The sequence below is a fragment of the Ancylobacter sp. TW_SC_1 genome (assembly GCF_056836805.1).
In genome coordinates this window covers 2,541,331-2,567,003 of the sequence record NZ_CM166365.1, presented here as the reverse complement: position 1 = coordinate 2,567,003, position 25,673 = coordinate 2,541,331, and the positions used below count along the sequence as shown (strand labels likewise).

General features: G+C 68.4%; 23 protein-coding genes and 2 pseudogenes. 17 read left to right on the top strand and 8 right to left on the bottom strand.

All coding sequences use genetic code 11. The features are described 5' to 3' along the window. Window positions 1–15 precede the first annotated feature (15 nt). Complete coding sequence (bcsS, locus tag AC1PZ7_RS11845; RefSeq protein ID WP_482355427.1) at window positions 16–759, top strand: cellulose biosynthesis protein BcsS; 744 nt, start codon at window positions 16–18, stop codon at window positions 757–759. 17 nt (window positions 760–776) lie between these two features. Here the strand turns inward: bcsS and AC1PZ7_RS11840 are convergent. From AC1PZ7_RS11840 to AC1PZ7_RS11830, 3 genes and pseudogenes are all read right to left on the bottom strand, one after another. Then, window positions 777–1,409, bottom strand: a pseudogene (locus AC1PZ7_RS11840) (nucleotidyltransferase family protein); the annotation flags it as partial. A gap of 33 nt (window positions 1,410–1,442) precedes the next feature. Next, window positions 1,443–2,114: pseudogene (locus AC1PZ7_RS11835) on the bottom strand (XdhC family protein); the annotation flags it as partial. Further along, entirely contained in the window at window positions 2,114–2,437 is a 324-nt protein-coding gene (locus AC1PZ7_RS11830; RefSeq protein WP_482355426.1) for an XdhC family protein, read from the bottom strand. The gene AC1PZ7_RS11830 and the pseudogene AC1PZ7_RS11835, both read right to left, overlap by 1 nt. A gap of 121 nt (window positions 2,438–2,558) precedes the next feature. On the opposite strand from AC1PZ7_RS11830, the gene AC1PZ7_RS11825 reads away from it, so the two are divergent. Together AC1PZ7_RS11825 and AC1PZ7_RS11820 are read left to right on the top strand one after the other, a co-directional pair. Next, window positions 2,559–3,635, top strand: a complete 1,077-nt coding sequence (locus tag AC1PZ7_RS11825; protein ID WP_482355425.1) for a lysine-2,3-aminomutase-like protein — start codon at window positions 2,559–2,561, stop codon at window positions 3,633–3,635. A 53-nt stretch (window positions 3,636–3,688) separates the two neighbouring features. Further along, entirely contained in the window at window positions 3,689–4,819 is a 1,131-nt protein-coding gene (locus AC1PZ7_RS11820; protein ID WP_482359627.1) for a BaiN/RdsA family NAD(P)/FAD-dependent oxidoreductase, read from the top strand. Window positions 4,820–4,826: 7 nt separating this feature from the next. Here the strand turns inward: AC1PZ7_RS11820 and AC1PZ7_RS11815 are convergent, their stop codons facing one another. Beyond that, window positions 4,827–5,339 (bottom strand): flavin reductase, encoded by a 513-nt coding sequence (locus tag AC1PZ7_RS11815; protein WP_482355424.1) that lies wholly within the window; start codon window positions 5,337–5,339, stop codon window positions 4,827–4,829. Window positions 5,340–5,739: 400 nt separating this feature from the next. On the opposite strand from AC1PZ7_RS11815, the gene AC1PZ7_RS11810 reads away from it, so the two are divergent. The 6 genes from AC1PZ7_RS11810 (at window position 5,740) to AC1PZ7_RS11785 (ending at window position 11,551) form a co-directional block, all read left to right on the top strand. After that, window positions 5,740–6,657 carry a branched-chain amino acid ABC transporter permease gene (locus AC1PZ7_RS11810; RefSeq protein WP_482355423.1) on the top strand — a complete coding sequence of 306 codons (918 nt, stop codon included), beginning with the start codon at window positions 5,740–5,742 and terminating at the stop codon, window positions 6,655–6,657. An 11-nt stretch (window positions 6,658–6,668) separates the two neighbouring features. Beyond that, window positions 6,669–8,114 carry a high-affinity branched-chain amino acid ABC transporter permease LivM gene (livM, locus tag AC1PZ7_RS11805; RefSeq protein WP_482355422.1) on the top strand — a complete coding sequence of 482 codons (1,446 nt, stop codon included), beginning with the start codon at window positions 6,669–6,671 and terminating at the stop codon, window positions 8,112–8,114. After that, entirely contained in the window at window positions 8,114–9,076 is a 963-nt protein-coding gene (locus AC1PZ7_RS11800) for an ABC transporter ATP-binding protein (protein WP_482355421.1), read from the top strand. Before livM ends, AC1PZ7_RS11800 begins: the two co-directional genes overlap by 1 nt. Beyond that, window positions 9,073–9,849, top strand: a complete 777-nt coding sequence (locus tag AC1PZ7_RS11795; RefSeq protein WP_482355420.1) for an ABC transporter ATP-binding protein — start codon at window positions 9,073–9,075, stop codon at window positions 9,847–9,849. The genes AC1PZ7_RS11800 and AC1PZ7_RS11795 overlap by 4 nt, the downstream gene beginning before the upstream one ends. Before the next feature lie 101 nt (window positions 9,850–9,950). Further along, window positions 9,951–10,322: a DUF6867 family protein gene (locus AC1PZ7_RS11790; RefSeq protein WP_482359626.1), complete on the top strand. Its 372-nt coding sequence runs from the start codon at window positions 9,951–9,953 to the stop codon at window positions 10,320–10,322. A gap of 128 nt (window positions 10,323–10,450) precedes the next feature. Next, the gene (locus AC1PZ7_RS11785; RefSeq protein WP_482355419.1) at window positions 10,451–11,551 is read left to right on the top strand and encodes a branched-chain amino acid ABC transporter substrate-binding protein; all 1,101 of its coding nucleotides are present in this window, start codon (window positions 10,451–10,453) and stop codon (window positions 11,549–11,551) included. Window positions 11,552–11,662: 111 nt separating this feature from the next. Here AC1PZ7_RS11785 and AC1PZ7_RS11780 read toward each other — a convergent pair whose 3' ends face one another. Beyond that, window positions 11,663–12,394 carry a cytochrome c biogenesis CcdA family protein gene (locus AC1PZ7_RS11780; protein WP_482355418.1) on the bottom strand — a complete coding sequence of 244 codons (732 nt, stop codon included), beginning with the start codon at window positions 12,392–12,394 and terminating at the stop codon, window positions 11,663–11,665. Between the two features lie 116 nt (window positions 12,395–12,510). Here AC1PZ7_RS11780 and AC1PZ7_RS11775 point away from each other — a divergent pair, with 116 nt between their 5' ends. The 4 genes from AC1PZ7_RS11775 to AC1PZ7_RS11760 all read left to right on the top strand — a co-directional run bounded on the left by AC1PZ7_RS11775 (window position 12,511) and on the right by AC1PZ7_RS11760 (window position 16,648). Then, a complete protein-coding gene (locus AC1PZ7_RS11775; RefSeq protein WP_482355417.1) occupies window positions 12,511–13,506 on the top strand; it encodes a P1 family peptidase in 996 nt (331 codons plus the stop codon). Between the two features lie 149 nt (window positions 13,507–13,655). Continuing rightward, window positions 13,656–14,855 (top strand): quaternary amine ABC transporter ATP-binding protein, encoded by a 1,200-nt coding sequence (locus AC1PZ7_RS11770; RefSeq protein ID WP_482355416.1) that lies wholly within the window; start codon window positions 13,656–13,658, stop codon window positions 14,853–14,855. 13 nt (window positions 14,856–14,868) lie between these two features. Next, window positions 14,869–15,723, top strand: a complete 855-nt coding sequence (locus AC1PZ7_RS11765; protein ID WP_482355415.1) for an ABC transporter permease — start codon at window positions 14,869–14,871, stop codon at window positions 15,721–15,723. 70 nt (window positions 15,724–15,793) lie between these two features. Next, window positions 15,794–16,648, top strand: a complete 855-nt coding sequence (locus AC1PZ7_RS11760) for a glycine betaine ABC transporter substrate-binding protein (RefSeq protein ID WP_482355414.1) — start codon at window positions 15,794–15,796, stop codon at window positions 16,646–16,648. Between the two features lie 140 nt (window positions 16,649–16,788). On the opposite strand, the gene AC1PZ7_RS11755 is transcribed toward AC1PZ7_RS11760, so the two are convergent. Beyond that, window positions 16,789–17,163, bottom strand: a complete 375-nt coding sequence (locus tag AC1PZ7_RS11755; protein ID WP_482355413.1) for a hypothetical protein — start codon at window positions 17,161–17,163, stop codon at window positions 16,789–16,791. A 318-nt stretch (window positions 17,164–17,481) separates the two neighbouring features. On the opposite strand from AC1PZ7_RS11755, the gene AC1PZ7_RS11750 reads away from it, so the two are divergent. The 4 genes from AC1PZ7_RS11750 to purB all read left to right on the top strand — a co-directional run bounded on the left by AC1PZ7_RS11750 (window position 17,482) and on the right by purB (window position 22,037). Then, window positions 17,482–19,647, top strand: a complete 2,166-nt coding sequence (locus AC1PZ7_RS11750) for an inverse autotransporter beta domain-containing protein (RefSeq protein ID WP_482355412.1) — start codon at window positions 17,482–17,484, stop codon at window positions 19,645–19,647. Window positions 19,648–19,725: 78 nt separating this feature from the next. Then, entirely contained in the window at window positions 19,726–20,412 is a 687-nt protein-coding gene (gene rpe, locus AC1PZ7_RS11745) for a ribulose-phosphate 3-epimerase (protein WP_482355411.1), read from the top strand. An 18-nt stretch (window positions 20,413–20,430) separates the two neighbouring features. Further along, a complete protein-coding gene (locus AC1PZ7_RS11740) occupies window positions 20,431–20,655 on the top strand; it encodes a hypothetical protein (RefSeq protein ID WP_482355410.1) in 225 nt (74 codons plus the stop codon). Window positions 20,656–20,729: 74 nt separating this feature from the next. Beyond that, window positions 20,730–22,037, top strand: a complete 1,308-nt coding sequence (gene purB, locus AC1PZ7_RS11735) for an adenylosuccinate lyase (RefSeq protein ID WP_482355409.1) — start codon at window positions 20,730–20,732, stop codon at window positions 22,035–22,037. A 23-nt stretch (window positions 22,038–22,060) separates the two neighbouring features. On the opposite strand, the gene AC1PZ7_RS11730 is transcribed toward purB, so the two are convergent. Then, window positions 22,061–22,681 carry an SH3 domain-containing protein gene (locus tag AC1PZ7_RS11730; RefSeq protein ID WP_482355408.1) on the bottom strand — a complete coding sequence of 207 codons (621 nt, stop codon included), beginning with the start codon at window positions 22,679–22,681 and terminating at the stop codon, window positions 22,061–22,063. A 131-nt stretch (window positions 22,682–22,812) separates the two neighbouring features. Beyond that, window positions 22,813–25,584 (bottom strand): SH3 domain-containing protein, encoded by a 2,772-nt coding sequence (locus AC1PZ7_RS11725; protein ID WP_482355407.1) that lies wholly within the window; start codon window positions 25,582–25,584, stop codon window positions 22,813–22,815. Window positions 25,585–25,673: the final 89 nt, after the last annotated feature.

Sequence of the window (25,673 nt, the reverse complement as noted above, 5' to 3'; positions counted from 1 at the left end):
TTCGCGAGCGCGGCGATGCTCCCTTCGCCAGTGCCGACCCGCGCGCGCCTTCTGGCGGCGACGTCGTTCCTCGCCTGCCTCGGTCCCGGCGCGGGCGCCGAGGAGCGGCCGGAGGCGTCCCTCAAGGACAGGTTGTATTTCTATTCCGGCATCGATATCGCCCGCGACAATGGCTACGGCTGGGGCGGCATGGCCTGGGCACCTTTCGCGCCGATGGACGCGGAAGGGCTGCGGGTGCGCACCCAGACCGGCGGCGGGCGCTACAAATACCGCACGCAGGCGGTGCCCGGCGGCTGGAACACCGGCAACAAGCTCGATGGCGAGATCCTGCTCGGCTGGCAATTCCAGCGCGGCCGCCACGCCCTCGCGCTCTATGGCGGCGTGAATGTCGTCGACAACCGGCTGGACAAGCCGGACCCCGGCAATCCCGACCAGGGCACGCAGGTCGGCGCCAAGTTCGTCGCGGAGTGGTTCTACCGGCTCGACGCGCGTTGGACGCTAACCGCCGCCATCGGCGCCTCGACCGCCGACGGCACGGTCTCCGGCCGCGCCACCGCCGGCTGGAGCGCCTTCGACTGGCTCGATGTCGGCGTGGAAACCGGCGCGACGACCGACTGGCTGGACGAAAGCGCCCGCATCGGCCTCTTCCTCGCCTACCCTTTCGCCGGCCGCGAACTGCGCGCCGCCGGCGGCTGGCGCTGGAGCAGCGACAGCGACGACAGCCTGTACGGCACGCTCTCCATCTTCATGCCGTTCTGACCGGCCGCCGGCCGGGCTCAGGCGTCCTCGGCCTTCATGGCCTCGAGCGCCACCTGCGCGTCGATGTCCGCGCGCGCGGCGATCTCGTGGATCTCCAGCGCCTCCAGCGCGTCGCGCGTGTCGATGTCGAGGAAGGCGCCCTCGCCTTCCACGGACACCTCGACGGCCATATCTGGATTGCAGGCAATGAGATGGCGGGCGCCGGCATCGCCGTCGAGCGTCATCAGCGCCGGGAACAGCCGCCGCGATAGCGCCACCGGATTGCCCTGTCGCCCCTGCGACACCGGCACGGCGACAAGCCTCCCCTGCTCCGGCGCGAGCGCGTCGGCGAGGCGCCCGACCAGCGCCGGGTCCACCTTCGGCATGTCGCCAAGCAGGACGACCACTCGCTCGGCTTCCTTCGGCAAGGCGGCGATGCCGGCCTTCAGCGAGGTCGAGAGCCCCTCGGCATAGGCAGCATTGTCGACGAAGACGACGTCAAGCCCGTCGAGCGCGGCGCGGACCTGCGCGGCCTCATGGCCGGTGACGACCATCACTGGCCGCGCCGTCGACGCCAGCGCCGCCGCCACCGCGCGGCGCACCAGCGGCACGCCGTCGATGGGCAGCGTCAGCTTGTTGGCGTGCGGCATGCGCGTGCCGCGTCCGGCGGCGAGCACCAGCGCCGCGGGCGGCCGAGCCGGGCGGCGGCGCAGCGTGGCGACGATCTCCGCCAGGATCGACACCGCGATCTCCGCCGGGCTGACCGCGCCGATGTCGAGGCCGATGGGGGCACGCAAGGTTCCCAGCGCCTCGCGCGACACCCCGCGCGCCGCCAGCCGCTCCAGCCGCGCGCCATGCGTTTTCCGCGAGCCCAGCGCCCCGACATAGAAGCAGCCGGCCGCCAGCGCCGCGCTCAATGCGGGATCATCGATCTTCGGGTCGTGCGTCAGTGCCGCCACGGCGGTGAAGGCATCGAGCCCGAGGCCCGGCAGAGCCTCCTCCGGCCACTGGGCACGCAGGTCGATGCCGGGGAAGCGTTCCGGCGTGGCGAAGGCCGTGCGCGGATCGACGATGACGACGTCGAGCCCGATCGCCGCCGCCATCGGCGCGAGCGACTGCGAGATGTGCACCGCGCCGGTGATGACGAGACGCGGCACCGGCATCTGGACGGTCAGGAACACCCGCCGCCCCTCGACCTCGACCAGCCGGCTGCGCCCGCTGCGCAGCGCCTCGGCCAAGGGTCCGGCCAACCGATCACCGGCGACCTCGTCCGCCCGGACCAGGCGCTGCGCGCCGCCATCCATTTCAGTGACGAGAACCGCCGTGCGCCGGGCGGCGCGCTCGCCGTTCAGGGCTTCGAGAAGGGCGAGATCCATCAGGCGACCTTCTCGACATAGACCGCGATGCGGCCGCCGCAGGAAAGCCCGACCCGCCAGGCGGTCTCGTCGGCGACGCCGAATTCGAGCAGGCGGGCCTTTCCGTCGGCGATCACATCGGCCGCCTCGGCCACGACCGCGCCCTCGACGCAGCCGCCGGAGACCGAGCCGACGAAGTTGCCCTCCCCGTCGATGACGAGATGACTCCCCACCGGGCGGGGCGCCGAGCCCCAGGTCTCGACGACGGTCGCCAGCGCGACCCCGCGTCCCCCACGCCGCCACGTCGCCGCCGCCTCCAGCACATCGTCCTCGCGCGCCAGCATCCGAACCTCCCAATCATCCTATCATTAGGATGAATATAGCGTCTTCGATGTCGGGCTCAATATACGGCACCGCGAGTGGGCCCGCTTGCTCCGATGACCGGAAAGCATCACAAAGCCGCGCATGACCCCTCCGCGCTCCTCCTCACCCATTGCCGCAATGCCGGCCCGCACGCTGCGCCGTCTCGACGAACTCGCCAACGCCGGCCTCGTCGCGCCCGATGCCGGACTCGAGAAGGTCGCCGGCCGCTATGCCGTCGCAGTGACGCCGACGCTCGCCGCACGGATCGACCGCGACGACCCGAACGACCCGATCGCCCGCCAGTTCGTCCCGGACGTGCGCGAGCTGGAGACACGGCCGGAGGAGCGCGACGACCCCATCGGCGATCATGCGCACAGCCCGGTTCCGGGCATCGTGCATCGTTATCCCGACCGGGTGCTGCTCAAGCTGGTCGGCGTCTGCGCCGTCTATTGCCGCTTCTGCTTCCGCCGCGAAATGGTCGGGCCTGGCGCCGAGACGAGCCTGTCGGACGAAGCGCTGGAGACGGCGCTGGCCTATGTCGCGGCACATGCCGAGATCTGGGAGGTCGTGCTGACCGGCGGCGATCCGTTCGTCGTCGCCCCGCGCAGGCTGGCCGCGCTGATGGCGCGGCTCGCCGCCATCCCTCACGTGAAGATCGTGCGCTTTCATACCCGCGTGCCGATCGCCGCACCGGAGCGCGTCACCGCCTCGCTGGTCGAGGCGCTGCGCGCGCCGGGGGGCACGACCTATGTCGCCGTCCACGCCAATCATGCGCGCGAACTCGGCCCCGAGGCGCGCGCCGCCCTCGCCCGGCTGGCCGACAGCGGCGTCGCGCTGGTCGGCCAGAGCGTGCTGCTCGCCGGCGTCAACGATGATGCCGACACGCTCGCCGCCCTGTTCCGCGCGCTCGTGGAATGCCGTGTGAAGCCCTACTACCTGCATCATCCCGACCTCGCCCCCGGCACGGCGCATTTCCGCCTGCCCATCGCGCGCGGCCAGGAACTGATGCGGGCACTGCGCGGGCGCGTCTCCGGCCTCGCCTTGCCGACCTATGTGCTCGACATTCCCGGCGGCCACGGCAAGGTACCGGTCGGCCCCTCCTATCTCGACGCCGCTCCGGAAGGCTGGAGCGTCACGGATTATTGCGGCGGCGTGCACGCCTATGGAGAAGCCGTGTGAGCCGCACGCCTACCGTCGACGTGGTGGTGATCGGCGCCGGCGCGGCCGGGCTGATGTGCGCCATCGAGGCCGGCCGGCGCGGGCGCCGCGTCGTGGTGATCGACCATGCCCGCGCGCCGGGCGAAAAGATCCGCATCTCCGGCGGCGGGCGCTGCAACTTCACCAATCGCGACGCCGGCCCGCGTAACTACCTCTCAGCCAATCCGGGCTTCTGCATCTCCGCGCTCAAACGCTTCCCGGCGCAGGACTTCATCCGGCGCGTCGACGCGCGCGGCATCGCCTGGCACGAGAAGACGCTCGGCCAGCTCTTCTGCGACGGCTCGGCACGGCAGATCGTCGACATGCTCACCGACGGGCTGCGCGAGGCGGGCGGCGAGTTGCGGCTGTCGACATCGGTCGAGCGGATCGACCGGACGCCGGACGGCTTCGCGCTCGCGACGACGACGGGCCCGCTCGCCTGCCGCGCGCTGGTCGTCGCCTCGGGCGGCAAGTCGATTCCGAAGATGGGCGCCACCGGCTTCGGCTACGAGGTGGCCGAACGTTTCGGGCTGAAGCTGCAGCCCACCCGCCCGGGCCTCGTGCCGCTCACCCTCGACCCGGCGCTGCTGGAGCGCCTCTCGCCGCTTGCCGGCGTGGCGCTGGAGGCGCGGGTGAGCCACGGCAAGACCCGCTTCGAGGAAGGCCTGCTGTTCACCCATCGCGGCCTGTCCGGTCCGGCGATCCTGCAGATCTCGTCCTACTGGCGCGAGGGCGACGAGATCGCCATCGCCATGGCGCCGGGCACCGATGTCTTCGCCCATCTGCGCGCGGCCCGCGCCGGCAATGGCCGGCAGGCGGCAGCGAGCGTGCTGGCGGGTCTCCTGCCCAAGCGGCTCGCCCAGACCATCGCCGAGCGCGAGGCCGGCTCCGGCAACCTCGCCGACTTCTCCGACAAGGTGCTGCGCCGCATCGACGAGGCGGTGAATTCCTGGCGGCTCAAGCCAACCGGTTCGGAGGGCTACCGCACCGCCGAGGTCACGCTCGGCGGCGTCGACACCGACGGCCTCGATTCCCGCACGCTGCAGGCGCGCGAGGTGCCGGGCCTCTATTTCATCGGCGAGGTGGTGGACGTCACCGGATGGCTGGGCGGCTATAATTTCCAGTGGGCCTGGTCGTCCGGCTGGGTCGCCGGACAGTTCGCCTGACGCCGCCTCAGACCACCCGGAATTCGCGCCCGAGATAGGCGAGCTTGCCGCGGTCCGGACCAAGCGTCACCGCCTCGACCCGTCCCACCAGCACGTCATGCGTGGCGATGGTGCGAACCTCCACCATCAGGCACTCGAACACCGCGACGGCACCCTCGAGACAGGGCACGCCGAGCGCTCCCTCGCGCCAATGGCCGACCGAGAAACGCTGCTCACCGGCCAGCACCGCGCGCCCGCCGAAGCTCTCCGCCACCGCCTGCTGGTCGCCGCCCAGCATGTTCACGGCGAATCGGCCGGCATGCCGGAAGGCCGGGGCGGAGCGGATGCGCCGATTGAGGCAGACGAGCAGGGTCGGCGGACTGTCCGAGACCGAGGCGACCGCCGTCGCCGTGAAGCCGGCGCGCCCTTCCGCACCATGCGTCGTCACCACATGTACCGCCGCCACGAGGCGGCTCATCGCCTCCCGATAGAGACCGGCCTCGACCGGCCGCTCCGCACCATGTCCCCTTGCCTCGTCCAAAGCGTCCTCATCTCCTGCCGGAAGCGCTCCACACCGTAGCCGGTCAGCCTCGCGCGCTGGCACTGTGCATAACTCCGCCCGTGCGAATTTGAAAACCGCGCCTTCCTCACGGTGTGTGCGACCGGATCATGACAAAAACCCGAAGGTTCGACGACGGATACGTTGCACACATCGCTCAGAATAAGCGCTTGAGTTGCAAGGGATTTCAACAAACTGGTATTTAAGTACCGTTATATCATTTGTTTCGATCGATTGCATTTCGTCTTTCGATCGAATTGTATCGGAGCGCGACGCAGGCTAAGAGTCAGAGGCGCACACTGTACGGGCACGGTTATAAACTGTGCAAAAGCCCGGCGGGCGTGCCTTGCGCGAATTCGGCTGAGGGGAGCCGGCAAAAATTATGGAAATCTTTGTTCAGCAGCTCATCAACGGGCTGACGCTCGGCTCGATCTACGGGCTGATCGCCATCGGCTACACCATGGTGTTCGGCATTATCGGCATGGTGAATTTCGCCCATGGCGACGTCTTCATGGTCTCGGCCTTCATCGCACTGATCTGCTTCCTGCTGGTCACCACCGTTCTCGGCATAACCTCGATCTTCCTGGCGCTCGCCATCGTGTTGGTCGTGGCGATGTTCTTCACATCGTTGTTGAACTGGGCCATCGAACGGGTCGCCTATCGGCCGTTGCGCGGCTCTTTCCGCCTCGCGCCGATGATCTCCGCCATCGGCATGTCGATCTTCCTCGCCAATTTCGTCCAGGTCACGCAGGGGCCGCGCAATAAGCCGATCCCGCCGATGATCACCGACGTGATCGTGCTGATGGATACCGGCACCTACCAGGTCACGCTGGCCTGGAAACAGGTCATCATCATGGCGGTGACGGCCATCCTGCTCGCCGGTTTCTGGTATCTCGTGCAGAAGACCTCGCTCGGCCGGGCACAGCGCGCCTGCGAGCAGGACCGCAAGATGGCGGCGCTGCTCGGCATCAATGTCGACCACACTATCTCGCTGACCTTCGTCATCGGCGCCGCGCTCGCCGCCGTCGCCGGCACGCTGTACCTGATGTATTACGGCGTCGCGAACTTCGCCGACGGCTTCGTGCCGGGCGTCAAGGCCTTCACCGCAGCCGTGCTGGGCGGCATCGGCTCGCTGCCGGGCGCCGTGCTGGGCGGACTGCTGATCGGCCTCATCGAGACCTTCTGGTCGGCCTATTTCTCGATCGAATACAAGGACGTGGCGGCATTCTCGATCCTTGCCATCACCCTCATCTTCATGCCGCAGGGCCTTCTGGGGCGGCCTGAGGTCGAGAAGGTCTGAGGTCGCACATCATGGCTGTCCAGACCGCCGATTCCGCTCCGCCCGCGGCCCCGGCCGCCGGTTCCACCCCCTTGCTCGCTCACGCTTTCAAGGACGCGCTGATCGCCGGCCTTGTCGCGCTCGGCCTGTTCGGCCCGCTCATCGGCTTCGAGACCGTCATCATCGACGGCGCGCTGGGGCTCGCCTACAGGCCCTCGCTGCTGGCCATCATGGTCGGCATCATCTTCGTCGGCCGCCTGCTGCTCAACCTGACCATCTGGTCGCCGAACCGCAAACCCTCGGCGCGCAGCGGCCCGAGCCTGATCGACCGTGCCGGCACGACGATCGGGCCCGCCGTCAAGCCGGCGCTGCTGGCCTTCGCGGTCATGTTCCCCTTCATCGCCTCCTTCGCGATGGGAGGAATGAACCAGAGCCGCTACCTCATCGACCTCGGCATCCTGATCCTCACCTATGTGATGCTGGGCTGGGGCCTCAACATCGTGGTCGGCCTCGCGGGCCTTCTCGACCTGGGCTACGTCGCCTTCTATGCCGTCGGTGCCTACACCTATGCCCTGCTCGCTACCTCGGCGCCGATCAACGACTTCTTCGCCGGCCTGCTCGGCGAGACCTTCTGGGCCAACTGGGCGTTCTGGATCTGCCTGCCGATGGCCGGCCTCTTCGCCGGCGTCTGGGGCATGATCCTCGGCTTCCCGGTGCTGCGCCTGCGCGGCGACTATCTCGCCATCGTCACCCTGGCCTTCGGCGAGATCATCCGCCTGGTGCTCATCAACTGGGTGGACTTCACCAATGGCGGGGCGGGCATCGCCTCGATCCCGAGGGCGACCTTCTTCGGCATCCCGTTCAATGCCAGCGAGGACGGCTTCGCGGCGCTGTTTGGGCTTCCGTTCAACCCGATGCACCGCATCATCTTCCTCTATTTTGTCATCCTGGCGCTGGCGCTGGTCACGGCCTTCGCGACCGTGCGGCTGCGCCGGCTGCCGGTGGGGCGCGCCTGGGAGGCGCTGCGCGAGGACGAGATCGCCTGCCGCTCGCTCGGCATCAACACCACCACCACCAAGCTGTCGGCCTTCGCCACCGGCGCCATGTTCGGCGGCTTCGCTGGCTGCTTCTTCGCCGTGCGCGCCGGCTTCGTCAGCCCGGAAAGCTTCACCTTCGACATCTCGGCGATGATCCTGGCCATCGTCGTTCTCGGCGGCATGGGCTCGCAGATCGGCGTCGCCGTCGCCGCTGCGGTGATGATTGGCGGCATGGAGATGCTGCGCAATCTGGGCTTCCTCACCCAGCTCTTCGGCAATGATTTCGACCCCAGCCTCTACCGCATGCTGATCTTCGGCTTCGCCATGGTCGCCATCATGGTCTGGAAGCCGCGCGGCCTCGTCTCGACCCGTGACCCGACGATCTTCCTGAAGGAGCGCAAGGCAGTATCCGGCGATCTCGTGAAGGAGGGCCACGGCTGATGGCAACCTCTCCCGTAGCCGGCATCCCGCGCTGGGACGCCGACACCATCCTCTCGGTCGAACACCTGTTCATGCGCTTCGGCGGCCTGATCGCGGTGAACGATCTGAGCTTCAAGGTCGGGCGCGGCGACATCACCGCCCTGATCGGCCCCAACGGCGCCGGCAAGACCACGGTGTTCAACTGCATCACCGGCTTCTACAAGCCGAGCGAGGGGCGCCTGGCGCTGGCGCACGGACGCACGCCGACGCCGGAGGAGATCGCCGAAGTGACGCGCATCGGCGAGCGCTCGCTCGCCGGGCCGGACGCCAGCGTGTTCCTGCTGGAGCGCATGCCGGACTATCTCGTCTCCGGCCAGGCGAAGGTGGCCCGTACCTTCCAGAACATCCGCCTGTTCACCGGCATGACGGTGCTGGAGAACCTGATGGTGGCCCAGCACAACGCGCTGATGGCCGCCTCCGGCTATTCCCTCAAGGGCCTGTTCGGCCTGCCCGGCTGGTCGAGGGCGCAGCGCGCGGCGACGGAAAAGGCGAAGTACTGGCTCGACAAGGTCAACCTCACCGACCGGGCGGACGATCCTGCCGGCGACCTGCCCTATGGCGCCCAGCGACGCCTCGAGATCGCCCGCGCCATGTGCTCGGAGCCGATCCTGCTCTGCCTCGACGAACCCGCCGCCGGCCTCAACCCGCGGGAGAGCCTCGAGCTCAACACGCTGCTGCGCACCATCCGTGCCGAGCACGGCACCTCGATCCTGCTGATCGAGCACGACATGAGTGTGGTGATGGAGATTTCCGACCATGTGGTCGTTCTGGACTACGGCACCAAGATCTCCGACGGCACGCCGGAGGCGGTGAAGAACGACCCGCGCGTCATCGCCGCCTATCTCGGCGTCGACGAGGACGCCGTCGAGGAAGTCGAGGCCGAACTCCACATCGAACATTCCGCGACGGGAGCAAGCTCGTGAGCGACACTCTCTCCGCCGCAGCACCGGCCACCGCCGCACCCGCGCGCACCGACGCCCCGATGCTCTCGCTACGCGGCGTCAAGACCTTCTACGGCAACATCATGGCCCTCAGGGGCGTCGACGTCGACGTCTACAAGGGCGAGATCGTCACCCTCATCGGCTCCAACGGCGCCGGCAAGTCGACGCTGATGATGACGATCTTCGGCCAGCCCCGCCCGCGCGAGGGCATGATCGTGTACGAAGGGCGGGACATCACCCGCGTTCCGACCCACGACATCGCCAAGCTCAAGATCGCCCAGTCACCTGAAGGGCGGCGCATCTTTCCGCGCATGACCGTGTTCGAGAACCTGCAGATGGGTGCGGCCGTCGACGGCTTCGCCCATTTCGACGAGGATCTGGCAAAGGTCTTCATCCTGTTTCCACGCCTGAAGGAACGCATCAACCAGCGTGGAGGCACGCTCTCGGGCGGCGAGCAGCAGATGCTGGCCATCGGCCGCGCGCTGATGAGCCGGCCGCGCCTGCTGATGCTGGACGAGCCCTCGCTCGGCCTCGCGCCGCTCGTTGTGCGCCAGATCTTCGACGCCATTCGCGAGCTGAACCGCACCGAGGGACTGACGGTGTTTCTTGTCGAACAGAACGCCTTCCACGCCCTGAGGCTCGCCCATCGCGGCTATGTGCTGGTGAACGGCGCCATCACCATGTCCGGTCCGGGCCAGGAACTGCTGCAGCGCCCGGAAGTGCGGGCCGCCTATCTCGAAGGAGGGGCGCACTGATGGCCAAGCCCGGCACACTCGTCTCACAGGGCGGCTCCGCGAGCGCGGCGGTGGTGATCCCAGCCCTCGTGGTGGCCCTCGTCGCGGCTGCCGGCATGTTCATGCCGGAACTCGTGGTCGAGGTTTCGCGCAGCGATTTCCTGCTCGTCACGATCTTTCTCGGCGGCGGCGCGGCGTGGCTGACCGGCCGCTCCATCGCCCGCACCTGGCGGCCCTACCGGCTGGCGCTCGGCTATGCCCTGCTGCTGGGATGCGTGGTGCGCTTCTTCCACTTCGCGCTGTTCGAGGGCACCCTGCTCTCCTGGCACTATTTCCTGACCGACACGGCCTTCCTGGTCGCGGTCGCGACGCTCGGCTTCCGTGCCGAACGGGCGCAGCAGATGGTGACCCGCTATAGCTGGATATTCCGTCAGTCGGGCTTCTTCGGCTGGTTCGAGGGCACCGTCGGCAAGACACCCGGCGACGCCACGTGAGTACCTTCACCAAGTTTCGCTCGCTCGTCGACAAGAGCGGGGAAAATGGCATGATAGCGATCCGGGGCGACAGCCGCCGTGCCGCTACGGCCGCGAATTCCATCCTTCCAGAAGTAGGAGAGAAGTTCATGAAGAAGCTTCTGATTGCTGGCATGGCGCTTGGCGCCATGGCGGCCCTCGCTGTGCCGGCATCGGCGCAGGTCAAGGTCGGCGTTGCGGGTCCCATCACGGGGGCGAATGCCACCTTCGGCGCGCAGCTGAAAAACGGCGCCGAGCAGTGGGTCGCCGACGTCAACGCCAAGGGCGGCATTCTCGGCCAGAAGGTCGAACTCTTCGTCGGTGACGACGCCGCCAAGCCCGAGCAGGGCGTCTCGGTCGCCAACAAGTTCATCGCCGACGGCGTGACCTTCGTGATCGGCCACTTCAACTCCGGCGTCTCGATCCCGGCCTCGGAGCAGTATGCCGAAGCCGGCGTGCTGGCGATCTCCCCGGCCTCGACCAACCCGAAGCTCACCGAGCGCGGCCTTACCGAGGTGTTCCGCACCTGCGGCCGTGACGATCAGCAGGGCGCCGTCGCCGCCGAGTACATCGTCAAGAACATGAAGGACAAGAAGGTCGGCATCGTTCACGATAAGACCCCCTACGGCAAGGGTCTGGCGGACGAGACGCAGAAGGCGATGAACGCCGCCGGCGTCAAGGAAGTGATCTACGAAGGCATCAACCCGGGTGAAAAGGACTATTCGGCCCTCGTCTCCAAGCTGAAGGCGGCGGATGTCGACGTCCTTTACTATGGCGGCCTGCACACCGAAGCCGGCCTGCTGGTGCGCCAGATGCGCGACCAGGGCATGGATACCCTGCTCTTCTCGGGCGACGGCATCACCGACAAGGAGTTCTGGACCATCGCCGGTCCGGGCGCCGCGGGCACCCTGATGACCTTCGGTCCCGATCCGCGCAAGAACCCGGCCGCCGCCGCGGTCGTCGAGGAGTTCAAGAAGAAGGGCATCGATCCGGAAGGCTATGTCCTCTACTCCTACGCCGCCGGCCAGGTGATCCAGCAGGCTGCGGAAGCCGTGAAGTCGGTCGACCCCAAGAAGGTCGCCGAGTACATGCACTCGGGCGCCTCCTTCGACACCGTCCTGGGCAAGCTCACCTTCGACAAGAAGGGTGACCGCACCAACCTCGACTACGTCGTCTACGTCTGGAAGGACGGCGGCTACACCGAGCTCTGAGCCTCTTGGCTCGCGGCCGCGCTCCCCGGAGCGCGGCCCGTTACTGAAAACCCGCCGGAGCGATCCGGCGGGTTTTTTGCTTTTCCGAAAGCGGGCGACGAGGCGGCGGGATCAGCCGAAGCTCGACAGCGCCGGAAACGTCTCCAGCAGCCAATAACTCATCTGCGCCATCCAGCCGGACAGGAAGCCGATTCCGGTCAGCACCAGAAGCGCGCCCATGACCTTCTCGACCATCGGCAGGTAGCGTCGCGCATGGCCGAGCACGCCCAGCGCCGGCCGCGCCATCGCCGCCACCGCGAGGAAGGGAACGCCGAGGCCGGCCGAATAGACCGCCAGCAGGCCCGCGCCGTGCGTCAGCGTCTGCTCGCTCGCCGCGACCGCGAGGATCGCCGCCAGAACGGGGCCGATGCAGGGGGTCCAGCCGAAGGCGAAGGCAAGCCCCATCACATAGGCGCCGAGCAGCGTGGTGGGCGCATCGACATGCACCCGCTTGCTTCGGGTCAGCCAGCCAAACCTGAGAATGCCGAGAAAATGCAGCCCCATCAGCAGGATCGCCACGCCCGCCACGATGGCGAGCTCCTGCGAATAGAGGCGCAGATAGCCGCCGGCCACCGACGCGCCGGCTCCCAGCGCGACGAACACCGTCGAGAAACCGGCGACGAAGAGCATTGCAGCCCCGAGCGTGCGCCGGGCCGCCGCGTCGGTCGGCGCCTTGTGGGTGATCTGGTCGAGGCTGGTCCCGGCGAGGTAGCACAGATAGGGCGGCACCAGCGGCAGGACGCAGGGCGAGGCAAAGCTGGCGATGCCGGCCACGAAGGCGGCCGGTAGAGTGACGTCGGCCATGAAATGGGCAACCTTAGCCGTTCCCGGGAGCTTCCCAATGCACCGCTGCATCCGCTTGCGCAATGCGGCCGCTTGGCCTCTACCCGTGATGTGATGCGCCGTGAACGAGGATCGTGATGCGTAACCTGATTACCGACGTCGCCGGCCTGAAAGTCGGCCATGCCACCGATCTCGACCTCGCCTCCGGCGTCACCGCCATCCTGTTCGACGAGCCGACCGTCGCCTCCGTCGACGTGCGCGGCGGCGGGCCGGGCACCCGCGAGACCGACCTGCTCGCCCCCGACGAGACGGTCGGCGCCATCCATGCGCTGACGCTGTCGGGCGGATCGGCCTTCGGCCTCGACGCCGCCGCCGGCGTCATGGCGGCGCTCGCCGAACGCGGCATCGGCTTTCCGGTGGGTGATGCGCTGGTGCCGATCGTGCCGGGCGCGGTGCTGTTCGACCTCATCAATGGCGGCAACAAGCAGTGGGGCCGCTTCGCCCCCTATCGCGACCTCGGCTACCAGGCGGCCGGCGCGGCCGGGCTCGACTTCCCGCTCGGCACGATCGGCGCCGGCACCGGCGCGACAACGGTGGACCTCAAGGGTGGCCTCGGCTCGGCCTCGATGGTTTCCGCCTCCGGCCACAGGGTCGGCGCGCTGGTGGCGGTGAACGCCTGCGGCGCCACCAACCTCGCCGGCGGGCCGCATTTCTGGGCCGCGCCCTTCGAGCGAAACGGCGAATTCGGCGGGCTAGGCCTGCCCTCGCCCCTGCCCGATCTGCCCGAGCGGCCGCCGCTCAAGGGGCTGCCGCCGGGCGCCAACACCACCATCGCCGTTGTCGCCACCGACGCGGTGCTGACCAAGGCGCAATGCAAGCGGCTCGCGGTGATGGCGCATGACGGCTACGCCCACGCGATCTGGCCGGTGCACACGCCGCTCGACGGCGACACCATCTTCGCCGCGGCCACCGGAAAGCGCACGCTCACCGACCCGGTGTTCGACCTGGCGCTGATCGGCGACGCCGTGGTGCGCACCCTCGCTCGCGCCTGTGCCCGCGCCATCTATGAGGCGACCGCCCTGCCGCAGCCGGGCACCCTGCCGGCGTGGCGCGACCGTTGGGGCCAGCGCTGAAGCGGCCGATCCGGCGACGCAAGCTGCGCTTATTGACGAGGACGCAATAAGACCGGCGTATTGTCGTCTTTGCAGCCCGGCTTGTCGCTTCTGTCCAATCGGCATGGCTGCCATGCGCCCGACACTCACCTCACCAGCGAGGGGAGCGCATGAGCGACAAGCGGCCACGCATCCGGGTTCGGGGACTCACCAAGATATTCGGCGACGAGGCCGGGGCGGCGCTGCCGCTGCTGCGGGCCGGACAGAGCCGCGCCGAGGTGCAGAAGGCGACGGGCGCCGTTATCGGCCTGCAGGATGTGACGTTCGATGTCGGCGAAGGTGAGATCCTCGTCGTCATGGGCCTGTCGGGCTCGGGCAAGTCGACCTGCCTGCGCTGTATCAACCGGCTGATCGAGCCGACCGCCGGATCGGTATTCATCGACGATATCGACGTGACCGCGCTCGGGGAGCGCGAGCTGATGGAGATCCGCCGGACCCGCTTTGGCATGGTGTTCCAGCAATTTGCACTGTTCCCTCACCGCACCATCCTGCGCAACGTCGAGTACGGCCTCGAGGTCCAGGGCGTGGCGGCCGACAGCCGCCGCGAACGGGCGATGGCGGCGATCGAGACGGTGGGGCTCAAGGGCTGGGACCAGCATTATCCCTCGCAGCTCTCCGGCGGCATGCAGCAGCGCGCCGGCCTCGCCCGCGCGCTGGCGCTCGATCCGGACGTGCTGCTGATGGACGAAGCCTTCAGCGCGCTCGACCCGCTGATCCGCCGCGACATGCAGCAGGAACTCGTCGCGCTGCAGCGCCGGCTGAAGAAGACCATCGTCTTCGTCAGCCATGACCTCGACGAGGCCATCGCGCTCGGCGGCCGCATCGTGCTGATGAAGGACGGTCGCGTCGTGCAGGAGGGCACCGCGGCCGACTTCCTCGCCAATCCGGCCGACGACTATGTGCGCCGCTTCGTCGAGCACATCGACGTGCTCGGGGTCGTCACCGCCGGCGACGCCATGCGCCAGCCGGTCGCCGTCAAGCCCTGGATGAGCACAGCGGCGGAAGCACTGGCGAGCCTCGTCCAGTCGGGCGAGCCGGTCGTCACCGTGGTCTGCCATGAGGGCCGCTTCCAGGGCACGGTGGACGCCGAGACCCTGCGGCGCGCCGGCGATACCGAGTTGCGCCTGCTGCTCAGCGACCGCGAGGCCTGGGTGCCCGGCACGGCGACGCTGAACGAGGCCGTCGCCAAGCTGGCCGCCGGCCGCGGCGAGATCGCCGTCATCGGGCCGGGCGGGGAACTCGCGGGCGTCATCGCCAATGTCGACCTGGTCGCCGCCCTCGCGCGGCGCCGGTCGGAAACGGCGCACTGAGGGGAAGACGACGATGGACTTCGAGATCCCGCGCATTCCCCTGGCCGAATGGTGCGACATCGCGCTGGACTGGGCGACCGAACACTTTTCCGGTGTCACGCGCGCGGTGAGCGCGGTGGTCGGCACCGGCATCGAGACGACCACCGATTTCCTCGTCGATCTGCCGCCCGCAGTGGTCATCATCGCCTTCGGGCTGCTGGTGTGGCGGCTGACCAATGCCCGCATCGCCATCGGGACGGTGGTCGGCTTCGCCTTCCTGTGGAACCTCGAACTGTGGCGCGCCACGCTGCAGTCGCTCGTGCTGGTGCTGGTCTCCACCCTGTTCGCCCTCGCCATCGGCATTCCGATCGGCATCACGGCCGCGCTCAGCAAGCGCTTCTGGCGCGTCGTCGGGCCGCTGCTCGACATGATGCAGACCATGCCGAGCTTCGTTTACCTGATCCCGGCGATCCCGTTCTTCGGCCTCGGCGCGGTGTCGGCGTGTTTCGCCACTATCGTCTTCGCCATGCCGCCGACCATCCGCCTCACCGCGCTCGGCATCATGCAGACGCCGCCGGAACTGGTGGAAGCGGCCGACGCCTTCGGCTCCAGTCGCTGGCAGAAGCTGTTCAAGGTGCAGCTCCCCCTCGCCATCCCCACCATCATGGCCGGCATCAACCAGACCATCATGCTGGCGCTGTCGATGGTGGTGATCGCGGCGATGATCGGCGCCGGCGGCCTCGGCGGCGAGGTGTGGAAGGCGATCCAGCGGCTCGAGGCGGGCCAGGGCTTCCAGGCCGGCATCGCCATCGTGGTGCTCGCCGTCATCCTCGACCGCATCACCCAGCACATCGCCCGGCAGATGCGCCGCGACCGCCAGCGCGACTGATCAATCACCAACGGAAGCAGGACAACGACTTCCGCCCCCAAACGAGCCCTTTCAGAGTGGAGCTACCGACATGTCGATCCTCGGAAAATTCCTGAGAACCGCGGCCGTCGCCGCCACGGCCCTCGGCCTTGCCGCCGGTGCGGCGCAGGCGGAGAAGAAGGACCTCACCATCGCCTATGTGGAGTGGTCCGATGCGGTGGTCGCCACCAACATCATCAAGACCGTGCTGGAGGACGAGGGCTACAAGGTCAAGATCGTGCCGCTCTCCGGCGCGGCCATGTGGCAGGCCGTGGCCACCGGCGAGGCCGATGCGATGGTGGCCGCCTGGCTGCCGGCGACCCACGCCGCCTATGCCGCCAAGCTGAAAGGCAAGGTGGACGACCTCGGCCCGAACGTCACCGGCGCCAAGATCGGCTGGGCCGTGCCGACCTATGTCGACATCGCCACCATCGAGGACATCAAGAAGGACCCGGCCAAGTTCGGCGGCAAGGTCATCGGCATCGATCCCGGCGCGGGCCTGATGAAGGCCTCCGAGAAGGCGATCAAGGACTACGACCTGCCGGTGAAGCTGGTTGAGGGCTCGGACGCCTCCATGGTGGCGGCGCTCAAGGACGCCTACGCGAAGAAGGAGCCGATCGTCGTCACCACCTGGACGCCGCACTGGATGTTCGCGGAATGGGACCTGAAATATCTGGCCGATCCCAAGGGCGTGTTCGGCGGCGAGGAGACGGTCAACACCGTCGTCTCCACCAAGCTGAAGGAAGAAGCGCCGGAGGCTTACAAGATCCTCGACAATTTCAACCTGTCGCTCGCCGACGAGCAGGCGGTGATGGTCGAGAACAACAAGCCCGGTGCCGATCCGGCCGCCACCGCCAAGGCCTGGGTCGCGGCGAACAAGGCCAAGGTCGACGCCTGGACCAAGTGATCGAGCCGGGAAGAACCGGCGCGGCGCGGTCGCGGAAACGACGGATCCGATGAAATGAAATGGGCCGGACAAGATCCGGCCCATCTGGATGGCTGACGGCGGCCGGGTCTCGTACCCGGCCGCTTTGCTTTCGCGTCCCCTCAGGGGCATGGCTCCCAGAAGCCCTGCGTGCGCTGCGGGTTGGTGTAGAACCAGCAATAGTTCGGCTGCGGCGGCGGGCCTGCCAGATTGGCGGCCGCGACGCCGGTGAGGAAGCCGAGAGCGGCACCGGCGGCAACCGCGCCACCCGGCGGCCAGTAGGGACGCGGATTGACCACCACGACACCGCCACCGCGCGGCACGGGGCCGTAATAGCGGCCGGGGCCGTAATAGTGGCCGGGGCCGGGGCCCCAGGCGGCAGCGCAGCCGCGCCCGCCGCAGCCGGCGGCGCGCCAGGCGCTCGCTTCCTGCGTCGTGCCGACGACGCCGATAGTCGACAGCAGCGCCAGCCCGGCGAGCATGCTCTTTCTGATCATGAGTTTCTCCCTCTCGAAATTCGCCCGTCCACTGGCGCCGTCGCTCGCAGCCGGATTCGACGCCGCCATGGTTGGCTTTTTCGACGTGCACGACAATACGCAACTTCCGCAGGGTCTCCAGCAACACCGACGCCCCGCCGTTGCGGCACGTCAGCAACGGCGAAACGTCATTTCATTAGACTGCTAATAATTATAAATTACGTTATTTATCAATAAGTTAGAGTCGTTCTTCGTTCTTTTTGGCAAGCAGCGATGCTAACGCAGTGCGCCGGGAAAGAGGTTCGGAAACCCTCCGACACATTTCCCAGGAGTGTGCACATGAGACGCGCCGTACTTCCCGTGGTCCTGGCGGCCATGGTGAGCTCGCCGGCGATGGCGGAGCCCGTGAGGATAAGCCCCGCCTCGGTGGAAGCCACGCTCGGTAGCGTGGGAGACGAGGCCTACGGAAACCTCGACCTGTTTCTTCCGATGATGGGGGACGAGAATCGCCTGCTGTTCCTCGATGCCCGCGCCAGCTTCGGCAGCGAGCAGGAAGTCGAGCAGGGCTCGATCGGCCTCGGCTACCGCTTCCGGCACGACAATGGCTGGGTCTACGGCATCAATGGCTATTTCGACTATCTGAACAGCCAGTACGACAACGGCTTCACCCAGCTCGGCCTCGGCGCGGAGGCGCTGAGCCAGGACTGGGAGATGCGGGCCAACGCCTACCTGCCGATCGGCAATATCGAGGCGTCGCTGGCCATCGCCAACGCCGCGCTGATCGAGGCGGGCCGTCTCGTCTTCCGCGCCGGCGAGGAAACCGCCATGGAGGGCTTCGATGCCGAGATCGGCTACCGCCTGCCCTTCCTGTCGCCGGACGACCTCACGCAGATCAAGCTGTTCGCCGGCGGCTACTGGTACACCGGCGACGATGTGGAGGACGTCCCGGGCGTCGCCGCGCGCGCCGAGCTCTCGCGCGCCGGCCTCCCCGCCTTCGGCAACGGGTCGCGCCTCACCCTGATCGCCGGGCTCACCCATGACGACCAGCGCGACACCCAGGGCATCTTCCTCGCCCGCCTGCGCGTTCCGCTCGGCGATACCTCGGCGCAGGCGCCCTACGATCCGCTCTACCGCCGCGTGGAGCGGCAGGACGCCATCCGCACCTATGCCGGCGCCACCGGCGCGGCGGAAACCGCCATCTATGTCGAGACCGGCCATGCCGCCGGCAAGGTGGTCAGCATCGGCTCCAGCGACAGCGCGAGCAACATCAATGAGAAGCTCGACGCCGCCGGCGCCGGCGCTCTTGTACTGGCTTCCGGCGCGATCAGCATTGATACCGCCGTCGCGCTCGGTACCGGTCAGTTCCTGCTCGGCGGCGGCGGCGCGCTCATGGTGCGCGGCGCTTCGAGCGGCGGCACGGCGGCGTTCCGCAACAACCTTGCTGCCGCGACCATCACCGGCAGCGATCCCCTCGCCGACGTCCTCGCGCTCACCGGAAACCAGAGCGCGGTCGCGGCGCTCGGCGTGCGCGGTGGTCGTTCGGGCGTCGTGGCGGAGGGCGTTTCCGGCATCGTCATGCGCGATCTCGACATCGCCGGAACCGCCGGTCACGGCATTTCGCTCGCCGATGTCTCGGCAGCCGCGATCCGTTCGACCCGCATCCACGACCTCGCCACCTGCGAGGACAACACCGAATGCGAATGGTCGATCTTCAACCCGAACGTCGTCCACAATGCCGGCATCGCCGCGCTCGCGGTGGAGGACCTCACGCTGAGCGACGTGTCGATGGAGAACGTCACCTACGGCCTCTTCGTCGGCAGCCGCTACGAGGAGATCGACTGGGAGAACGTCGTCACCGGCCAGAGCCGGAACATCGCCATCGACAACCTCTCGATCGTCAATAGCCGGCGCGAGGGCATTCTGCTCGTCGGCGTGGACGGCGCCGCGCTGCGCTCCATCAGCATCGACAATTCCGCCATGGAGCGCTCGATGGACCTGATCGTGCTGCAGAAGACCGTGCACGCCACGCTCGACGACCTGACGCTGAAGGGCGGAATCAACGGACTGATGCTCGCCTCGTCCTTCAACCTGCCGGGCGAGACGACCGATATCGCGGTCTCCAACGCCTGGATAGAGGACACCTACCGGGCGGGTATCTTCCTGAACCCGTCGAGCGACATCCGCTTCGAGAACGTCACCATCGTCGAACCCGGCAGCTACGGCGTGTATTTCTACGGCGACGCCTGGGGCTTCGCCGGCGGTCCCGTCACCGGCGTCAGCTTCGCCGATGTCGAGGTGGTACGCAGCGGCGATTCCGCCGTCTATGTCTCCGGTCCGATCCAGGACATCTCGGGCAACATCGCGATCACGGACGTCGCCGCGCCGTGCAGCGCCGATGCCGGCGCGTGGTCGGGCACCGAGCTGATCCAGACCGACGGCCAGGTCTTCTCGATCGGCGGCGCGGCGGTGCCGGCCGGCACGCTCAGTGCGAGCTGTGGCCTCTGAGGCCTTGGAGAGCTGGGACGGCATTGCCGCCCCGGCTCCATGATGCTACGCCCCGGCAAACAGCCGGAGCCTCTTTCCATGACCACCCGTCCGCTGATCATCTCCCCCTCCATCCTGGCCTGCGACTTCGCCCGCTTCGGCGAGGAAGTGCGCGCGGTCGACGCGGCCGGGGCGGACTGGATCCATATCGACGTCATGGACGGGCATTTCGTGCCCAACATCTCCTTCGGCCCGGATGTGGTGAAGGCGATCCGCCCGCTCTGCTCCAAGCCGTTCGACGTGCATCTGATGATCGCGCCGGCCGATCCCTATCTCGAAGCCTTCGCCAAGGCCGGCGCCGATCACATCACCGTCCATGCCGAGGCCGGGCCGCATCTGCACCGCTCGCTGCAGGCGATCCGCGCGCTGGGCAAGAAGGCGGGCGTCGCTATCAATCCCGCCACCCCGGCAAGCGCGGTGGAGAACGTGCTCGACTTGGTCGACGTCATCATCGTGATGACGGTGAACCCCGGCTTCGGCGGCCAGGCCTTCATTCCCTCGGTCATGGACAAGGTGCGCCGGCTCTCCGCCATGGTCGGCGGGCGGCCGATCGACATCGAGATCGATGGCGGCGTCACCCGGGAGACGGCGGCGGCCTGCATCGCCGCCGGCGCCAACGCGCTGGTCGCCGGTTCCGCCGTGTTCAAGGACGGCGCGGGGGCCTATGCCGGCAACATCGCGGCAATCCGCGACGCCGCTGCGCGCGAGCGCGGCGAACTGGTCTAGATCGGGAGCGAGGGAACGATGGAGACCGCCGTGAACGGAGAAGAACTCCGGAAAATCCTGTGCCGCCTGGAAGCGGGCATGGTCCTCAGCGTGCCGGATGCCTGGATGGAGCGCACCATCGCCGGATCTCGCGTGACGCGCGCCCGTCTGGTCGAGGACATTGCGCGACAGTTCCACTGCATCTGCCATCAGGACATCGACGGCCTGAGGTTCGAGCGGCTCGGCTTTCCCGCGACCGGCTGAGACGCGCGGGATTTGTCCCGCACCCGCCTATCTGCTAGAGCGCGCCCGTCAGCCTCCATCCGAAAGAGCCGCCCGTGATCCCGCGCTATACCCGTCCCGAAATGGCTTCCATCTGGGAGCCTCAGACCCGCTTCCGCATCTGGTTCGAGATCGAGGCGTACGCCACCGACGCGCTGGCCGAACTCGGCGTGGTGCCGAAGGAAGCCGCGGCGAAGATCTGGGAAAAGGCGAAGGATGCCACCTTCGACGTCGCCCGCATCGACGAGATCGAAGCTGAGGTGAAGCACGACGTCATCGCTTTCCTGACCCATCTCGCCGAGATCGTCGGACCCGAGGCCCGCTTCGTCCATCAGGGCATGACCTCGTCGGACGTGCTCGACACCTGCCTTTCGGTGCAGCTCGTGCGTGCAGCCGACCTGCTCATCAAGGATGTCGACCGGCTGCTCGCGGCGCTGGAGACCCGCGCGTTCGAGCACAAGTTGACCCCGACCATCGGCCGTTCGCACGGCATCCATGCCGAGCCGACCACCTTCGGGCTGAAGCTCGCCCAGGCCTATGCCGAGTTCCAGCGCAACCGTGCCCGCCTCGTCGCCGCGCGCGAGGAAGTCGCGACCTGCGCCATTTCCGGCGCGGTCGGCACTTTCGCGCAGATCGACCCGCGGGTGGAAGAGTATGTCGCCGCCAGGATGGGGCTGAAGGTCGAGCCGGTGTCGACGCAGGTGATCCCGCGCGACCGCCACGCCGCCTATTTCGCCACGCTCGGCGTCGTCGCCTCGTCGATGGAGCGCGTCGCCACCGAGATCCGCCATCTGCAGCGCACCGAGGTGCTGGAAGTCGAGGAGTTCTTCTCGGCCGGCCAGAAGGGCTCGTCGGCGATGCCGCACAAGCGCAACCCGGTGCTGACCGAGAACATCACCGGCCTCGCCCGCCTCGTGCGCGGCATGGTCACGCCGGCGCTGGAGAATGTGGCGCTCTGGCACGAGCGGGATATCTCCCACTCATCCGTCGAGCGCATGATCGGCCCCGACGCGACGGTGACGCTCGACTTCGCGCTGAACCGGCTCGCCGGTGTGGTCGAGAAGCTCGTCGTCTACCCCGAGAACATGCAGAAGAATCTGGACCGCCTCGGCGGCCTCGTGCATTCGCAGCGCGTGCTGCTGGCGCTGACCCAGAAGGGTGCGCAGCGCGAGGACGCCTATCGCCTCGTGCAGCGCAACGCCATGCCAGTGTGGCGCGGCGAAGGCGACTTCCAGACCCTGCTGACCAACGACGCCGAGGTCCGCAAATATCTGTCGGCCGAGGAAATCGCCGAGAAGTTCGATCTCGGCTACCACCTCAAGCACGTCGACACGATCTTCAGGCGGGTGTTCGGCCGGAGCTGAGCTCCGGCCTAACCCTAAAGGTGTCAGAAACGGCGACCGCCGAAGCCGCGGCCGAAGCCACCGCCGCGGAAATAGACCGGGCGACCACGGAATCCGGGGCCGCCGCGCCAGCCGGGGCGACCACGCCAGCCCGGACCACCGCGCCAGCCGGGGCGACCACGCCAACCCGGACCGCCCCGCCAGCCGGGCGCGCCGCGCCAATAGACCGGGCGACCGCGCCAGCCGGGGCCCCACGGGCCCGGACGCCAGCCCGGACGGTACCAGCCCCAGCCGGGGCCTGGACCGTAATAACCGCCCCAGCCCGGCCCCCAGGCCGAACCGGCGACCGCGCCGAGCGCGAAGGCGCCCACGCCGAGGGCGACGTCGTCGGCGACCTCGTAGCTCGGATTCACCATCACGGTGGAGCTTCCGCCCGCCAGATAGCTCGCACTCACCCAACCACCAGCCGCGCGGCACCAATTGCCGCGGCAGCCACCGACATCGACCCGCGTACCGGCCCGCAACTGGCCGATGACGCGGTAGTTCGTGCCTGGACCGTTGCGAATGTTCACGGAGCGCGTGACAACCGCCGCCGAGGCCGCGTTCACCACGCTGCCGACGATCAACAGGCCGGCGGCCAGCGCCAGTGTTTTCATGAGTTTCATTCGAACCTCCCTATCGGAGCGCCATCCACGCATTGTGTCCCGGCGGGCGCGGTGGGCAGCAGCATCCTCGATAGCAATCGAGTTCGGCGGAATTGGTTGCATTACATACGCGAAGTTACTCGTGGTAATGCTCACCAGACGCCCGAGCGCGCCTGCCACAGGACAGGTCGGCCGTTGTAGCGGGGACCTTCGGCATAAGGGCCCTGCCAGCGCGGTCCCATGCCGTACCAGCTGGCCGATTGCGGCAGCCGACCCTCGCCCCGGCGCGACCAGTAGTAATTGCCGCGCCTGTCGCCGACATAGGCGCGCGTCGGATAGCCGGGATGGACGTTCCAGTAGCTGGTGCGGCCACCCCAATAGCTGGTGCGCGCACCCCAGTTCGACGGCACGTTGCGGCCATAGAGCGCCGGTCCCCAATAGCCGGGTCCCCAGCTCGTGCGCCAGTTGGTCCAGCCGATTCCGCGGCCATAGCCCCCTTGGCTGGTCTCGATGCCGCCGAGCGTATCCTGCACCGGCAGGCTGGCGGCGGTGACATAGCCGCCCTGCGGATAGATCTCCTGCACCTCGGCGACGTTCCCATAGGCCGAGGCGGTGTCGACGAGGGTGGGATCGACATAGGCGGCGCTGGAATAGTCGGCGCCCGGCACAGTGGCCGGCTGCGCCAGCACCCCGCCCGCCTCGGCACCGGACGAGAGATGGCGGGCGCTGACATAGCCATATTGCGTCTGACACCAGTTCCCGGCGCATTCGACGATATCCACCGGCGAACCCGCCGGCAGCGTGCCGAGCACGTCATAGGACGTGCCCGGGCCGCCGCGCACATTGAGGTCGCTGAGCGTGGTGGCGACGGCGGCATTCGCCGGATCCACCGCCGCGCCGCGCCCCGGCGCGCCGAGATAGCGCGGCGCCTGCGAGGGCGAGATGCGCACCGTGCCGATATTGGTGCCGACCGGATAGTTGCGCGCAACCGGCGCCGCACCGGCCCGGCGGTAATTCGCTCCGGCGCCGAGGTTCCCGCCCCGGTCAAGATGACGGGCGCTCACATAGCCATATTGCGTCTGACACCAGCTTCCGGTGCAGCCGACGAGGTCGACCGGCGAGCCGGCCGGGAGCGTCCCGAGCACGTCAAAGGTGGCGCCGGGTCCGCTGCGGACATTCACGCTCGCGCGGGTGGTCGCCGTGCCGGCGGTGGCGTAGGTCCCGACCGTCGTGGACGGAGCATAGGCCCGCGCCGCGGCCGGATAGCCCAGCGCACTGGCGCCCGCGACCGGATATGCCGCGCTGGTCGCGGGCGTGTAGCCCCGCACCGCGGCGCCGGGGGCGCCATAGCCCATGGCGGCCTGCGCGCCGGCGTTCCAGGCGAGCGAATCGCGCGTCTGCGAACCGGGCACGCGCGGCTGCGCCGCCTCGTTCAGCACCTGCTGCACCGGTCCCCGCGACAGCAGATAGATGCTGATGTAGCCCTCATTGGTCTGGCACCAGCCATTCGCGCAGCCCGTCACCTCGACCTTGGTGAAGTCCGGCAGCGTCTTGGTCACCTCGTACTCGACGCCCGGACCGGAGCGCACATTGGTGGTGCCGATGGTGGTGCGCGGGCCGGCCATGGTGGTGTCGGTGCCCGGATGCACGGCATCGCGCTCGGCCGGCACGGCAGTCGTCCCGGCAAGGGCGGGCGACGCGGCGCCATAACCGAGCGCCGCCGCGCCGGCCGGCGTGGCCGCCGGATAGGACGAATAGGTGTGGACGCTCGCCGCGCTCGTGGGCTGGCGGTAATTGGTGCCCGGACTCGGATAGGCCGACGCGGCATAGCCGGCGGCCGGCGCATAGGCTGCCCTGCCCTGCGACAGCAGGCGCGCGCTGACATAGCCGTATTGCGTCTGGCACCAGCTGCCCGAACAGCCGACGACGTTGACCGGCGAACCCGCCGGCAGCGTGCCCAGCACCTCGTAGCCCATGCCCGGGCCGCCGCGCACGTTCGAGCTTGCCGTCGTCAGCGCCGTGCCGGCCGCGCCGAGGGTTCCTGCCGCAGGTGTCGACGCATAGCTGCGCGCAAGCTGCGGCGCGGTGCGGGCATAGTTCGCGACCGGATATGCCGCGCTGGTCGCTGGCGCGTAGCCCTGCACCGCGGCGCCGGGTGCGCCATAGCCCATGGCGGCCTGCGCGCCGGCGTTCCAGGCGAGCGAATCGCGCGTCTGCGAACCGGGCACGCGCGGCTGCGCCGCCTCGTTCAGCACCTGCTGCACCGGTCCCCGCGACAGCAGATAGATGCTGATGTAGCCCTCATTGGTCTGGCACCAGCCATTCGCGCAGCCCGTCACCTCGACCTTGGTGAAGTCCGGCAGCGTCTTGGTCACCTCGTACTCGACGCCCGGACCGGAGCGCACATTGGTGGTGCCGATGGTGGTGCGCGGGCCGGCCATGGTGGTGTCGGTGCCCGGATGCACGGCATCGCGCTCGGCCGGCACGGCAGTCGTCCCGGCAAGGGCGGGCGACGCGGCGCCATAACCGAGCGCCGCCGCGCCGGCCGGCGTGGCCGCCGGATAGGACGAATAGGTGTGGACGCTCGCCGCGCTCGTGGGCTGGCGGTAATTGGTGCCCGGACTCGGATAGGCCGACGCGGCATAGCCGGCGGCCGGCGCATAGGCTGCCCTGCCCTGCGACAGCAGGCGCGCGCTGACATAGCCGTATTGCGTCTGGCACCAGCTGCCCGAACAGCCGACGACGTTGACCGGCGAACCCGCCGGCAGCGTGCCCAGCACCTCGTAGCCCATGCCCGGGCCGCCGCGCACGTTCGAGCTTGCCGTCGTCAGCGCCGGTCCCGCGACGGCAGCCGGCATGCCGGCCACAAGCGTACCCGTGACGAACAGGCCCGTGGCCCACGCGAAGGAAGTCGTGAACCGCATCGGTCCCTCCCATGCCACCGCCGCCCATGACGGACGGTAACGGCGAGGATCAGGGATGACGCGAATACGGTTCCTTCGCAATCAAATGA